This window comes from Pseudovibrio sp. SCP20 (assembly GCF_057774105.1).
The window spans coordinates 456,983-470,700 of record NZ_JBYMDH010000004.1; the positions used below are offsets into that span (position 1 = coordinate 456,983).

General features: G+C 51.7%; 11 protein-coding genes. 3 read left to right on the plus strand and 8 right to left on the minus strand.

What is annotated here, in order from left to right; translation table 11 throughout:
* The first annotated feature begins 1 nt into the window (after nt 1).
* The 3 genes from AC3CB2_RS18000 to AC3CB2_RS18010 are packed head-to-tail and all read left to right on the plus strand — an operon-like array spanning nt 2 to nt 2,324.
* Nucleotides 2–769: a thiazole synthase gene (locus tag AC3CB2_RS18000; RefSeq protein WP_352935049.1), complete on the plus strand. Its 768-nt coding sequence runs from the start codon at nt 2–4 to the stop codon at nt 767–769.
* A complete protein-coding gene (locus AC3CB2_RS18005) occupies nt 769–1,362 on the plus strand; it encodes a thiamine phosphate synthase (RefSeq protein WP_352935051.1) in 594 nt (197 codons plus the stop codon). Before AC3CB2_RS18000 ends, AC3CB2_RS18005 begins: the two co-directional genes overlap by 1 nt.
* Nucleotides 1,359–2,324 (plus strand): ThiF family adenylyltransferase, encoded by a 966-nt coding sequence (locus AC3CB2_RS18010; RefSeq protein ID WP_352935053.1) that lies wholly within the window; start codon nt 1,359–1,361, stop codon nt 2,322–2,324. Before AC3CB2_RS18005 ends, AC3CB2_RS18010 begins: the two co-directional genes overlap by 4 nt.
* Here the strand turns inward: AC3CB2_RS18010 and AC3CB2_RS18015 are convergent.
* The 8 genes from AC3CB2_RS18015 to AC3CB2_RS18050 form a co-directional block, all read right to left on the minus strand.
* Nucleotides 2,321–3,373 carry a substrate-binding domain-containing protein gene (locus AC3CB2_RS18015; RefSeq protein ID WP_352935056.1) on the minus strand — a complete coding sequence of 351 codons (1,053 nt, stop codon included), beginning with the start codon at nt 3,371–3,373 and terminating at the stop codon, nt 2,321–2,323. The genes AC3CB2_RS18010 and AC3CB2_RS18015 overlap by 4 nt on opposite strands.
* 7 nt (nt 3,374–3,380) lie before the next feature.
* Nucleotides 3,381–5,093 (minus strand): amylo-alpha-1,6-glucosidase, encoded by a 1,713-nt coding sequence (locus tag AC3CB2_RS18020; protein WP_352935059.1) that lies wholly within the window; start codon nt 5,091–5,093, stop codon nt 3,381–3,383.
* Between the two features lie 3 nt (nt 5,094–5,096).
* The gene (locus tag AC3CB2_RS18025; RefSeq protein ID WP_352935062.1) at nt 5,097–5,909 is read right to left on the minus strand and encodes a carbohydrate ABC transporter permease; all 813 of its coding nucleotides are present in this window, start codon (nt 5,907–5,909) and stop codon (nt 5,097–5,099) included.
* Nucleotides 5,902–6,846 carry a carbohydrate ABC transporter permease gene (locus AC3CB2_RS18030; RefSeq protein ID WP_352935065.1) on the minus strand — a complete coding sequence of 315 codons (945 nt, stop codon included), beginning with the start codon at nt 6,844–6,846 and terminating at the stop codon, nt 5,902–5,904. Before AC3CB2_RS18030 ends, AC3CB2_RS18025 begins: the two co-directional genes overlap by 8 nt.
* A 20-nt stretch (nt 6,847–6,866) precedes the next feature.
* The gene (locus AC3CB2_RS18035; protein ID WP_352935068.1) at nt 6,867–8,105 is read right to left on the minus strand and encodes an ABC transporter substrate-binding protein; all 1,239 of its coding nucleotides are present in this window, start codon (nt 8,103–8,105) and stop codon (nt 6,867–6,869) included.
* A 13-nt stretch (nt 8,106–8,118) separates the two neighbouring features.
* Nucleotides 8,119–9,273 carry an ABC transporter ATP-binding protein gene (locus tag AC3CB2_RS18040; RefSeq protein WP_352935071.1) on the minus strand — a complete coding sequence of 385 codons (1,155 nt, stop codon included), beginning with the start codon at nt 9,271–9,273 and terminating at the stop codon, nt 8,119–8,121.
* 87 nt (nt 9,274–9,360) lie between these two features.
* A complete protein-coding gene (locus tag AC3CB2_RS18045; protein WP_352935074.1) occupies nt 9,361–11,331 on the minus strand; it encodes a beta-galactosidase in 1,971 nt (656 codons plus the stop codon).
* Between the two features lie 197 nt (nt 11,332–11,528).
* Nucleotides 11,529–13,712 carry a TonB-dependent receptor gene (locus AC3CB2_RS18050; protein ID WP_352935077.1) on the minus strand — a complete coding sequence of 728 codons (2,184 nt, stop codon included), beginning with the start codon at nt 13,710–13,712 and terminating at the stop codon, nt 11,529–11,531.
* Nucleotides 13,713–13,718: the final 6 nt, after the last annotated feature.

Sequence of the window (13,718 nt, forward strand, 5' to 3'; positions counted from 1 at the left end):
GATGCAGATCTACGGAACAGAAATCAACTCCCGCCTGCTTCTTGGCACAGCGCAATACCCTTCACCTGCCGTGTTGAAGAAGGCAATTAAGGCCAGTCAGGCAGAGATCATTACTGTCTCCTTGCGGCGAGAAACTGCGGATGGATCTGGAGCTGGGTTCTGGGAGCTACTCAAGGATTGCGGTCGCAAAATCCTGCCAAACACCGCCGGATGCCATAGCGTGCGAGAGGCTGTCACGACTGCGCAGATGGCGCGGGAGTTGTTTGGAACCGATTGGATCAAGCTGGAAGTCATCGGCAACGCAGATAGTTTGCAGCCCGATGTATTTGGGCTTGTCGAGGCTACAAAAATCCTGAGTGCAGATGGTTTCAAAGTGTTCCCGTACACCACAGATGATCTGGTGGTTGGAGAAAAGCTGTTGGAAGTTGGTTGCGAGCTGCTGATGCCTTGGGGGGCACCGATTGGATCTGGTCAGGGCCTGCGGAATCCAGATGCTTTGCGGGCGATGCGAGCGCACTTTCCAGATATTCCGCTGATCGTCGATGCCGGGATTGGTCGTCCATCTGATGCAACGCATGCCATGGAGCTGGGTATGGATGCTGTCTTGCTCAACACTGCTGTCGCAAAAGCGGGAGATCCAGCATTGATGGCGAAAGCGATGGCGCAAGCGATTGAAGCAGGTCGGCTTGGGTATGCCGCCGATCCAATGGAACCGAGGGATATGGCGGTTCCCTCAACCCCAATCCTTGGCATGGCGGAGTTGATCTGATGGAACGGTTTTACTTGATTACCGGGGACGTAGACTGGATTGAGAAACTGGTGCCTCATGGCGTAAAGCTTGTGCAACTGAGGATTAAAGATCAGCCAGAAGCTGAGATTCGTCGGCAAGTCATCAAAGCCCGAGATTTCTGTAAAGCCCATTGTGCCCAGTTGATCATTAATGATTACTGGGAGCTGGCGTTGGAACTGGGCTGTGACTTCATTCACCTTGGCCAAGAGGACATGGATACCGCAGACTTTACCGCTCTTCGAAAAGCGGGCATTCGCTTTGGTCTTTCTACCCATGATGAGGCCGAACTTGATCGAGCCCTCTCTCATAATCCTGAATATGTGGCACTGGGGCCAGTCTATCCAACCAAGCTGAAGAAAATGAAGTGGGCGCCTCAGGGATTGGATCGCATCCGTCGTTGGAAGCAGATGGTTGGAGAAACACCTCTCGTAGCTATCGGAGGACTAACACCGGAGCGGCTTGCTGGCGTGTTCGAAGCTGGGGCAGATAGTGCTGCTGTGGTGACAGATATCCTGCAAGCCCCAGATCCGGTTGCCAGAACACAGGAGTGGGCGGAGGCCTGTAGGTTATGACCCGCTATGATCGTCAGATGATTTTACCGGAGGTCGATACAGAAGGTCAGGACCGGCTACGCGCTTCGCATGTGCTGGTGGTTGGAGCTGGAGGGCTGGGGTGTCCAGTCCTGCAGTATCTTGCTGGTGCCGGGGTTGGCATCATCACGATTGTTGATCCTGATGTGGTTGAGGAGAGCAATCTGCATCGCCAGCCGCTGTATTCTCTAGCCAATGTCGGAGAGGGCAAAGCGTATGCGGCTGCGGCTCGTTTGCATGGCTACAATCCAGAGGTAGAGCTGCACTCACGCAACCTTGCGCTGGAGCCAGGAAATGTTTCTGAGTTGGTTGGTCAGGCAGATATCATTGTAGATGCGGCTGACACCTTCGCAGCGTCCTACACACTTTCTGACGAATGCACTCAGCAAGACAAACCGCTCATCTCGGCATCTGCATTGGGAACCAATGGGTACCTTGGTGGATTTTGTGGCGGTGTGCCTTCGCTGAGGGCGGTCTTTCCTGCTCCGCCTACCAACACTGCAAACTGCTCAAGTGCAGGTGTGCTTGGGCCAGCAGTTGGAAGCATTGGTGCCATGCAGGCGCAGATGGTTCTGGCGGTGTTGTTGGGTTTTTCACCGAACCCAATGGGCCGCCTCGTCACAATCGATCTTAAGAGCTTTGAGTTCGGTGGGTTCTCATTTCTCAACGCGAAGGAACCAGAGTGGCATGCTCCGTTTATCTCAACAGAAGGCTTGCACTCTGATGATCTGGTGATTGAGCTGAGAGACAGCATTGAAGCACCCGAGCCCGTTTGTCCAAGTGCCCAGCGTGTTCTTCCAGAAGAGCTCACCAACTACGACTTCGACGGCACCCAGCGCATCGTGCTTTGTTGCCGGACTGGTTTGCGGGCATGGCGAGGGGCTCAAGCGCTTTCAGAGCGAGGGTTTAAAAACATCGCTCTGATTGCTGATAGCAGGAGCTAATTTTGTGCCTGCTGCTTTTCGAGATTGCACGTGTCAGCGCCACGCTCGATCAAGTCAGGCACAAACAGCTTCTGGAGATTTTTAGGATCCTCACCGCCAATTAAGTCCAGCATGAACTGGCCCAGCGTTTCGCTTGGCTTCGATATCGGGAGATAACAAGTTGTAATTGGTGGTGAGAAATACTGCGACACATTCAGGTCATCCGTTGCAATCACGACCGCATCGCGGCCATGTTCCATACCACGCACCTGAAATCCTGAAAGAACACCCATTGCCGTCGCTTCATTGGCGCAAATGTAAGCGGTTGGAGGCTCTTCAAACATAGACATCTCAAAGAGTTGCTCGCGGCCAAATGCAGGTGTCAGGCGGCCATAAGCAATCAGAGATGGATCGAAACTCAGTCCTGCACGAGACAAAGATGCTGTGTAAGCTTCCACTCGGTTTTGCGTGTAGTTCAGCTCTTCTCTGGCGTTGATCATTGCAATCCGGCGATGGCCTTTGGAGAGCAGGCGATCCACGCAGATCGTGACGATGCGGCGGTTGTCCGTATCCACATAGGCATGAGGTGCGCTGGCATCGCTAGTGCCATAGGTGACAAACGGGAACTCCTGCTCTTGCATGAAGCTGATGCGGGGATCGTTTACGCGTGTTCCGGAGATGATAATGCCATCGGCCTTCTTATTCTGGACGATACGCTTTATGACTTCGAAGCTCTCATCAAAACTGGCTACCTGATACTGTACAACACGATAGGGCGTATGAGCGATTGCTCGGGAGATGCCGCTGATCAATTGCGTGTAGCCTACCCCTGCCCATTCATCATCATCCGGTGATGCAATGACCGTCACCATGGCGATCTGATAGGTCTTGCCAGTGCGCAGTTGAACACCGCTTATATTCAGCTCATAACCCAGCTCTTTTGCAGCTTGCAGAACCTTGTCACGGGTACGCGGGCGCACCTGGGGAGAAGCATTGAGCGCTTTTGAAACAGTGGCTGTTGAGAGCCCTGTTTCTTTCGCAATTGTTTTGATCGTTGGTCTTTGCGCCATTGGATACTCAAGCTGGGGTCAGTTGTGCCTTTGACAGCACATCCTGAAAACGAAGATAGACAGCGGATGTCCAAGCGAATGCTTTGTCGCGTAGACCGTCTCCAGTCAAGGCATCAAAGTTTTCTGCCATTCCTGAAGCCTCGCAAGTTCTCATAAACCGCTTTGCCAGTTCATGCGCCAGTCGGATCTCACCTTGCTGACATAAACCATCGAAGATCAGCAGTGTGGTAGGCGCCCATATGGGGCCACGCCAATATCCATCTGCTTCATAGTAAGTGCTCTGTGGGTGTTCTGTAGCAGGTCCCCATTCAGTGAGGAAGCCTAGGGAATTGAACCTTTCGAGCAGTTTCTCTGCAATCTCTCTTGGCAGATCACTGCCGAGCAACAGCGGCATAAACTGGGCAAGGCTGGTATCCGGAAGGGTCAGCTCTGGTTGCGCTGATTTGCGGAACTCAAAGGTTTTGCCATTCCAGAGTTGCTTGATCATCAGATCCCTGAGGTCCGTGCTTATCTGATCAAACTTACTGGCAACCTCTGGTGCTTCGGCTTTTCTGTAGAGCTGCGCGATACACTTTGCAGTAAGGCAGAGGAATGTGGGCAAGTCTGGCCCTACCACAGGTCCACCATGATCAAAGAAGCTGGCATTGTCCCAGCCGCTATCATTGCCGTGAAAGTAACTTGGAAGCTCCTGCGGGATTGCGCGTGTGTGCGTGAGCCAGTAGCTGAGTTGATGCTCCATTTTCTCGCGCAGATAGACGATTTGATCAGGCGTGAAACTGCCTCGATAGGTTTCAAGAATATGGGAGACGGCCCAGCCATGGACAGGGGGCTTTGTGAATGCGAATGAGGCTCCAGCATCATGCACAAAGTCTGGCAGCAAACCACTCTCGTCTTGCCACTCATAAATGACCGCGAACTGGCTGAACGCCAGCTCAGGATTGATGCCAGCAAGACCTATGGCAGAAAAGGCGTTGTCCCAGCTCCAGATGTTGATCATGTGGTTCTTGGACATGTACGTGGCTGGATGTGTCAAGGCACCCTCCGCCGGGACTGTGTTTGCCCATAGAAGGTACGTGGCTAACTTCTCCGCTTCGCTCTGATGTTGCTTTCCATGCCATTCGTCGAAGGCTCGCTGAGATGCTGCTTGGACATCCTCAAACGAAGTCTTCGCAACAGCCGGGCAAAGGCGACGGTGAAGGAATATTCCGCCTTCAAACTGCTCTCCTGAGAAGGTCAAGGCAACGTTGTCTGCGTGGTCACGCCGCCAGTTGCCTTCAACTATGGCGTCGCCTTTTGAGGTGAAGGGAGTCAAGCGCAGGTTTTCTCCTGCTGCGACAATGCATTGCTCACCACCTGGGTGTTGGAAAGCGTAGTCGTACCGAGAGCCTTCAAGCGCAAATCGAACCGAGGCTCCCTGCCCTTTTAAGTGGAGCACTTCTCCATCTCCGATACAGAAGCTAATGTCTCCTCTTTTCTGCTCATCAGCAAACAATTCAACATCCAGCCGATATGGAGATAGAGAGAACCGAGGTGTCAGTTCTAAACCATCCTCGCTTAAGAACTCCAGCTTGCACAAACGACCCAGGCTGGGTCGCTCATCTCCGCCTGCCACGTAGCGCAGGTAGCATTGTTGCTCACCACCATGCCCACGCACCATGGAGAGCGTTGTGAAGCGTTGGTGGCGAGAAAAGGGTACTCGGGTAAAGTCAAATAGCGTCATACATTATCCCTTTACCGAGGAGCCAATTGAACCATCCATGATGTAGCGCTGTGCAAAGAAGAACAGGATCAACGGCGGAATGCAGAGGACGACCGTAATTGCCGCAATCGAGGTGATGTCTGTTTCGTGCAGGCCCTTGAACATGGAAAGGCCCAGCGTCAGCGTGTATTTGGACTGATCGTTTAGATAGATCAGTGGGCCCAGATAGTCGTTCCATGCGTTCATGAAATGGAAGGTGCCAACAAGCACGAGCGCTGGCATCATCAATGGCAAGTGGATACGCCAGTAGATCTGCCAGGAGTTCGCCCCATCCATGCGCGCGGCTTCATCAATCTCAATGGGTACAGTCATGATGTATTGGCGCAGCAAGAATACGAAGAATGCATCAGCAAAGTAGGCTGGCACGATCAGTGGTTTAAGCGTGTTGATCCAGCCAAGCATGTTGAACTCCATGTAGAGCGGGATCATTTTCACATCCCACGGGATCATCATGGTTGAGAGCAACAGGACGAAGATGGCATCACGGCCCTTGAACTGAAAACGTGCAAAGCCGAAAGCAACCAGTGAGCAAGAAAACAGCTGCCCGATGGTCGAGAGAACCACCACGATCACTGAGTTTTTGAGATAAACATCAAAAGGTTGTTTGAACCATGCAGTAATGAAGTTCTCCCACATAACCTCGTTTGGCCAGAAGACAGGCGGAAACTGGTAGAGTTCTCCGATGCTTTTTACTGCGGTGATGAAGGTCCAGTAAAACGGGATGATGAACATCGCAGAGAGGAAAAGCAGCGCACCATATGTGAGAGCTCTAATCATCGTTGGCCTCCGTCTTTTTCATCTCGCCCTCGTAATAGACCCATGCAGAAGATGACTTCAGAACCATCATGGACAGAGCAAGGATGATCAGGAACATGACCCAGGAGTTGGCAGCGGCAAATCCCATCTCGAAGTATTTGAATGCATTGTCATAGATGTACATGGCGAAGAAGTAGGTACTTTCCAGTGGCCCACCACCAGTCAGCAGCAATGCAATTGTCAGCTGCTGGAAGGCTGAGATGATCGACGTGATCACCGTAAAGAGCAGCATGGGTGAAAGCATAGGGATGGTGATGTAAACCAGCCTCGCCCATGCAGGCACGCCGGAAATCTTGGCAGCCTCATACAGCTCTTTCGGGATGGATTGCAGGCCCGTCAGCAAGATGAGCATGGTTCCGCCAAGCCCCCAGAGGGACGCAATCACGATTGCCAACAATGACCAGTTTGGGTCACCCAGCCAGTTTGGGCCTTCAATGCCCGCGAGGCCGAGCAGGAAGTTCAAAATGCCGTACTCGTGGCTATAGATCCACGCCCAGATGGTGACGAGCGCGACACCGGAGATCACTGAAGGCAGGTAAAAGATTGTTCTGAAAAAGCCTGTCCCGATGACTTTCTGATTAAGCAGAACGGCAAGGAGCAAGCCGAGGATCACGTTGAATGGCACAAAGAACAGGCCGAACTTCACTGTGATCCAAAGACTGTCCCAGAACAATGGGTCTTCAGTCAGCATGATCTGGTAGTTTTGCAGTCCAACGAACGTCCGCTCCCCCACCACAGGCCAGTCATAAAAGCTCATGATGAATGAAAAGATGAGCGGCCCAAGGGTGAAGAACAGGAAACCCAGAATCCAGGGAGAGATGAATAGATATGGCGTTAGCTTTTCGATGAAGCGATGCCGCTCCTCAGCAACTTCATCCTGCACGACCAGAGTAGTCATCTCTCCCTCCCCCAACATTCTTATTTCAGGTGACGCTTGGAACGCGCAACCGCACTATCCAAATGCTTCTTAGCGTTGCCTTTTTCGATCATTGTCGCTTCAATCGCACGCTCAAGATTGGTCTGGATCTTGCCCCAGTTCTTATGCTTGAGGAACGCGTTGGACTCGCGATCTGACAGCGCCAGCATTTCGAAAAATGGCTTGAAAATTGGGTCAGATGTGAGCTCCATCTCCTCAGCAACACTCGTGCGGATCGGCAGGTCGTTCTCACGCAGTTTTACAGCCTCTGGAGAGGCAAAGAACTTTACGAACTTCCAAGCAAGTTCTGGATTCTTGGTCGCTTTTGCAATCGACATAGCGGATGCGCCGATGGACGAATGAACTGGCTTATCTCCAAATGCTGGCAGCATCGCCACGCCATAGTTGATGCCTGCTTTATCGATACCGCCTTTGGACCACATCGCACTCTGGAACATTGCCAGTTTGCTGCCTTTGAACAGTGCGGAACCGGAGGTATTATCGCCAATACCGAGAACCGTAGCTTCCTCGTTCTTCGCCATCTCTGCAAACATGGTCAGTACTTCAACAGCCTCAGGACTGTTCATGTATCCGTCAACGGTACTTCCATCTTCGGCGATAAACCGCGTGCCGTTGGACCAGAAGAACTGCTCGTAGTCATAAGGATCCGGCTTGGCTTCCACTGCGAAGCCGTAGGTTTTGCTGGCTTTATCACGGAACTTGGCGGCTTTTGCGCGAAGGTCCGTCCATGTCCAGCCTGCTTCCGGCTCAGCAACACCGGCTGCAGCAAACATATCCTTGTTGTAGTAGACCACATGAGTGGTGAAGCCTGCCGGAATACCGTAGGCCTTGCCTTCCACACGGGTGATGTTGATCAGGCCTGCCGGGATATCTTCAAGGTCCATCTCCTCAGCATCGCGCGCCATCAACTCATCGAGAGGCATCAGGGACGAGTAGTATTTGGGGTAGTTCCACATGTACATGACATCGGGCGGGTTTCCGGCACCGAATGCGGCGATCAGCTTTTTATCATAGCCGTCACCATAGGATTCCACCTGCACTTTTACACCGGGGTTGGCCGCTTCAAACCGCTTGGAGATTTCCTGCAGAATGCCAAGGTTCTCGCTGCTGTTCCATGTTGCAAACCGGAGCACCTCTTCTGCAGATACAGCACTGGCTCCTCCCAAAGCCATCGAGGCAACTGCCGTCACCATCGCCAGTTGTTTCAGATGCTTTTTCATTCCTCTCCTCCTTCTATGCAATGCAAAGTGCTGCGGTTTCCTGACGTTCAATCAGTGAACGTGTTTCCCCATCCAACTGACGCGGATAGGCCTCCCCCTCAGGATTGAAAAGATGGCAGTGCTCTGCTGGAAATTTGAGATGGACTCTGTCGCCCATGTTGACCGGATGCGTTCCCCTCGTGACAACCGTAAGCCCCTGCCCGGTATCTAATCGAACGTGAACCTGGCTTTCTGTTCCCAATCGCTCAACCAATTCCACATTGCCGCTCATATGGGCTTCTGCTTCCTCAACCAGCTCCACATTTTCCGGACGAATGCCGAATGTGTGGAGCTGGCCGGGAATGTGTTGCACGGGAGCACTTAGCTGAAACGGAATAGATCCAGACATGCTTTCAGAGGTGAGCGCAATGCTCATCTCATTGATCGCACTGGCGTTTACTTTCATCATGTTCATCTTGGGCGAACCGATGAAACCGGCAACAAACAGGTTTTGTGGGGCATAAAACAGCTCAAGCGGAGTGCCAAACTGTGCGACAACGCCTTTGCTGAGAACAACCACGCGACTGGAGAGCGTCATGGCCTCAACCTGATCATGCGTGACGTAGATCATCGTCGCACCAAGTCGACGGTGCAGGTTGGCAAGCTCCACGCGCATGCTGACACGCAGGCCAGCATCGAGATTGGAGAGTGGCTCATCCAGCAAGAACAGCTTGGGATCACGTACGATTGCACGCCCAATAGCAACACGCTGTCGCTGGCCGCCCGAGAGCTGCTTGGGACGGCGCTTCAGTAAATCCGAGATTTGCAGGATGCGAGCTGCGGTTTGAACGCGTTCTTCGATCTCTGCTTTGGGTACGCCGTTTAAAGACAGACCGAAAGAAAGGTTTTTGTAGACGTTCATATGCGGATAGAGCGCATAGTTTTGAAAAACCATCGCAATATCCCGCTTGGCAGGAGGCAGTTGCGTGATGTTTCGCTCTCCCAACCACACTGATCCGCCGGAAACTTCCTCCAGACCAGCAATGGACCGCAGCAGTGTGGTCTTTCCGCAGCCAGACGGGCCGAGGAAACTCACGAACTCGCCATCACGGATGTCCAGATCAATCCCGGTCAACACCTGCGTTGTGCCGAAGCTCTTATAAAGCTGTTTGATATTCACCCCTGCCATGGATCTCCCCCCGAAGCTGAGCAAGGTCACTCAAAATATAAACGTTTAATTTTATATGTAAAGCTACTTATGTTTTGATCGCCTTACTCACCCATCTGGTTCATCCAACCAGATCACCACGCCAAACGGTGGTATCTGCTCTCCTCCCACAAACGTCTTAACTGAGCTTCCAAGCTCGATCTTTCTGACTTCACTGGTGAAATTGAACGCAAACTTAAGATGCCCACGCTGTGTGATGCGCAAGCCCTCCTGCGCCCCGGCGTGAGGCTCCACACCAGCCCATTTCACCAGATACTCAGCGAGCCTTTTCTGAAACGCACCATCAAAATGCGCGGCGGCATAGATGCATTTCGCGTTACCAACCAAAGCCGGTTGGCCGTCGCGATAATCAGACTGAAAGTTGGCCAAAACAGTCTCTGAACTCTTCACACTTTCACGCCAGTTGGTAACTTCACCCCAATGGCCATCAAAGAAGATCTGATCCTGATTGTAAGGTGGAAGGGACTCCACACGCACCACATCCAGATCGATGAGAGTTTTGAAGCTCCCAGGCGGCAGAGGCTCAGCCACGTGCATATGTTTTGTTTTACTGCCCGTTCTTGGCCCCAGATAAACTCTGGCTTCAGCCTCCTTCAGGCGCGACGCAAACTCGGGATCATCGATGATCACGTCAGGCAGGATGATCAGTTTATATCCCGCGAGATCAGAGTGCGAGCCAATGATATCAACATCAACGCCGATCTGAGAAAACGATGCGTACCATTCCATCGCCACTTTCGCACTGGAGTAATCAGCTCCCTGAGGCAAAGTATGAGCTGCCCAACGAGACGTATAATCCAGCACAAGGGCAACCTGTGCCTTTTGTCTGGCTCCTGTCTCAGGCAGTGATGCGCATTCTTTTGCAACCTGAGCCACTTCCCAAAACGCTTGATCAGGTTCATTATTGGGCAACAATAGACCTGTATGGAACTGCTCCTGCGCGAACTTAGATTGGCGCCAGCGGAAGTAACAAACAACATCAATGCCATGAGCATAGGCCAGCCATGTCCAGAGGCGGATCATGCCATCCTGCGGCGATTGATTGTGTTTTGCCCAGTTCACCGGCCCCGGCTGCTGCTCCATTACCCAGGCTTTTCCTTTGCCCACATGGCGATAAAGATCATGATTGAAAGCCGGTTGATCTGGTAGCCCTACCCTCAAAAGACGTGCTTTTTCAGCATCATCCTTAAGTGCGTTGACGAGTGCGCCCATGGGGTAACTATCCCAGGATGCGAAGTCGATATCATTGCCAACAGCATAGTGATCGTAGTCGGTGTTGTGCCCCATGAAGTTATGGGTAATCGGAACATTGCCGACATGCTTTCGCAGCACATCCACCTGAGTACGATTGAACTTCACCACCTGATCAGAAGAGAAGCGATAGAAGTCTAGCAGATGGGTTGGGCTCGGCTCTTCAACGAGATTATTGGGTAACTCCACCTGCTCAAATGAGGTGTAACGCATACCCCAGAAGCACGTTCCCCAAGCTTCATTCAGGGCTTCGATCGAGCCATACTGCTGCTTGAGCCAGCAATTGAAAGCCTGTTTTGCTGCGGGCGAATAGCTATAGATCGTGTCGTGGTCGCCGTATTCATTATCAATCTGCCAGGCTTTGACAAACTGGTTCTTGCTATATCTCTTAGCGAAAGCTTCTGCGATTTTTGCCGCGTACTCAAGGTAGACCGGGCTGGAAAAACAGTAATGACGCCGTGCACCAAACTTGCGTGTCACTCCGTTTTCGTCAACCGGCAGAATTTCAGGATGCTTATCAATCAACCATCTGGGAGGCGCTGCTGTTGGTGTGCACATAACAACCTGCAAACCCGCTTCGCCGAGGATGTTGACGGCTTTATCCAACCACGCCCAGTCAAACACACCCTCTTCCCGCTCGACAAGAGCCCATGAGAACTCCGCAACGCGCACCCATGTGAGTCCCAACTCAACCATCCTACGCGCATCATCCGCCCATAGCTCCTCTGGCCATTGCTCCGGATAATAGCAAGTCCCCAACTCCAACATCCAACACGCCCCAACTCATTCACCTGCCACTCGCTGAGTGACCTCGTGAGAATCACCCAACGCCTGAGATATATCAGAAATTCAAATGAAATATAAACGTTTAATTTTTGAATTGAGGAAAGTGTAGACTTAGAGGTGCAACACCGCTTGGGTGTTGTTTACGGGCAGAGACCATCTCCGCCCGTAAATCTCCAATTTTAAAATGTCTTAGAGTACTGCAAGAAGAAGCGGCGGCCTTCTGCTAGGACGTTGCGGTTGCGGCCGGAGCTTGCGGTGACGTTGTTTTGCTTGGTGTCGAACACATTTTCTACGCCAAGTTTTATGGTCCCAAAGTCAGCATCGTACTTTGCGCCAGCATTGACGGTGAAGGTTTGTTTGAGTTTCAAATCTTCAGAATTTGGGTTGCCATCGTCGACGTCTCGGCCAGAGCCGTATATTGCCTCACCATGAAAGCTTAAACCGTTGTCGAAGCGGTAATCGGAGTACAGTGTTGCCTGGAAGGGAGAGCCAATACGGTTGTTTGGCAAGGCATCATCAAGATCACCGTCCTCATCATAGTCATAGATACCTTCCTTATAAGAAAGGATCATTCCGAGGCTCCAATAGCTGTTAATCTCAGCTGTTGTGTTTAACTCAGCGCCCCAAATACGTTCTTTTCTCTGTCTAAGCGCGCTCGCAGCAGGATTGAAGGTCAGTCCTTTGTCAGTCGTTGAAAGAAACACTGAGGTTGCAACTGACACTTTACCATTGTTAAAGCGACCTCCAACCTCATAGTTGTTCACAATCGCTGCTTCTGGTTTCAGATCAGAAAAATCAAACTCTGTTCGAGCTGGATTTGTATCATCAAAAGAACGACGGGTGAAACCACCGACATCAGGAACAGAGAAACCTTGAGAGAAGCCAGCGAAAAGATCGAAATCATCGGTGAGATGCATTACACCTCCCAGATTAAACACTGTTGCATCATAAACGGTATCACCGCCTTTGACATATGCTTCAGCCACGTTAATCAAAGCGCCCCGGTAATAATATGTTCCAGAAGGACGTGTATAATCACCAACGCTCAGATCGTAACGCTGATAGCGCAATCCACCGCGTAACTCGAACATTTCGCCTACAGGCACTTTCAACTGGCCGAAAACAGCAAATGAGTTCTGTTCCATCGGACCCATAATGTCCCGACCGTTCGGCAGCTTCTGCGTTACGTCCTCATATGTAAAGTCACCGCCGTAGCTGAACTCCAAGCCCTCGTAGAAGTCACTGAGATCACGATCAAATGTTGTGCGAATCCCGACCTGCTTCATGAACACGGAGTTTTGTGAACGATCGGGATCCGGGCTATATGTAAACGGGTTAGCGGCACTCAAGGGTACCAATGCAGAACGACGTTCTGTGTCATTATAGAAGAGCTCGACATTTGCATCACCGAGGAAACCTACATCATAGATGTTCACCGTCGCCGTAAGATTTTTTGCATCTTCCATCGGGCTTAAGCCCATGTATGGCGCACTAGTGTCCTGAGATACAGGATCTGATGTAAAGTCAGAATAAAACTCGATATCCTGCTCCATCTTCAACACGTTGGCATAGATGGAAACATCAAAACGGTCAGCTTCAAAACCAACACGGCCAGAGATGTTGTATTGCTCAATCCCTGAGCCACCGCCCTGCCCCGTTGCAGGGTCTTCAGGAATACGCGTTCCATCTCCAGCAAACAGGTCACCCGTGTTTTTGAACTGGCCGTTCAATTGAATGCTTTTGCCATCTTTCCGATATCCAGCCTCAGCACTTGTAAGCACATGTGCACTGTCTTTGATGTCACGCTCACTCGCCGAGATCGTTGTCGAGAAAGAGCCGCTGAAGCCTTCCTTGTCTGCACCTTTGGTGATCACATTGATGACACCACCAGTCCCGCCATCACCATAAACAGCGCTTGCACCATTAATGATCTCGATACGCTCAATGCTGTCTGCATCAATCAGGCTGAGAACACGGTTTACTTTGCGAAGAGAAGAGGTGCGCGGACTGCCATTCACCAACACCTGCAATGATCGCCCTCGGAAGGTCTCTCCCAACCCGCTCAGTGTATCATTGCTGACGTTCAGGCCCGGAATGTAGCGTCCTAAAGCCGTGGTGATATCACCATTCGCCGCAACCATTTGCTGCAGTTCCTCACCGGAGATCACCTGCACGGTACCCGGAATAGAAGAAATGGACTCCTCGGTGCGGCTGGCGGTTACGACGACGGTGAGGTCGGTGTCGTCTTCGATGGCCTCTTGTGCGGTTGCGGTGGATGCTGTTTGAAACATTGCTAATGGCGCGACGGTACATAGCAGCACCCGCGCGAGGGAACCTTTGTTCCCCATTGCGACGCTTTTCATTTTGCC

Bases quoted from the DNA above. Each gene is read 5' to 3' on its own strand.
- AC3CB2_RS18020 (WP_352935059.1), bottom strand. From the start codon at position 5,093: ATGACGCTATTTGACTTTACCCGAGTACCCTTTTCTCGCCACCAACGC.
- AC3CB2_RS18015 (WP_352935056.1), bottom strand. From the start codon at position 3,373: ATGGCGCAAAGACCAACGATCAAAACAATTGCGAAAGAAACAGGGCTC.
- AC3CB2_RS18005 (WP_352935051.1), top strand. From the start codon at position 769: ATGGAACGGTTTTACTTGATTACCGGGGACGTAGACTGGATTGAGAAA.
- AC3CB2_RS18045 (WP_352935074.1), bottom strand. From the start codon at position 11,331: ATGTTGGAGTTGGGGACTTGCTATTATCCGGAGCAATGGCCAGAGGAG.
- AC3CB2_RS18010 (WP_352935053.1), top strand. From the start codon at position 1,359: ATGACCCGCTATGATCGTCAGATGATTTTACCGGAGGTCGATACAGAA.
- AC3CB2_RS18050 (WP_352935077.1), bottom strand. From the start codon at position 13,712: ATGAAAAGCGTCGCAATGGGGAACAAAGGTTCCCTCGCGCGGGTGCTG.
- AC3CB2_RS18025 (WP_352935062.1), bottom strand. From the start codon at position 5,909: ATGATTAGAGCTCTCACATATGGTGCGCTGCTTTTCCTCTCTGCGATG.
- AC3CB2_RS18035 (WP_352935068.1), bottom strand. From the start codon at position 8,105: ATGAAAAAGCATCTGAAACAACTGGCGATGGTGACGGCAGTTGCCTCG.
- AC3CB2_RS18000 (WP_352935049.1), top strand. From the start codon at position 2: ATGCAGATCTACGGAACAGAAATCAACTCCCGCCTGCTTCTTGGCACA.
- AC3CB2_RS18040 (WP_352935071.1), bottom strand. From the start codon at position 9,273: ATGGCAGGGGTGAATATCAAACAGCTTTATAAGAGCTTCGGCACAACG.
- AC3CB2_RS18030 (WP_352935065.1), bottom strand. From the start codon at position 6,846: ATGACTACTCTGGTCGTGCAGGATGAAGTTGCTGAGGAGCGGCATCGC.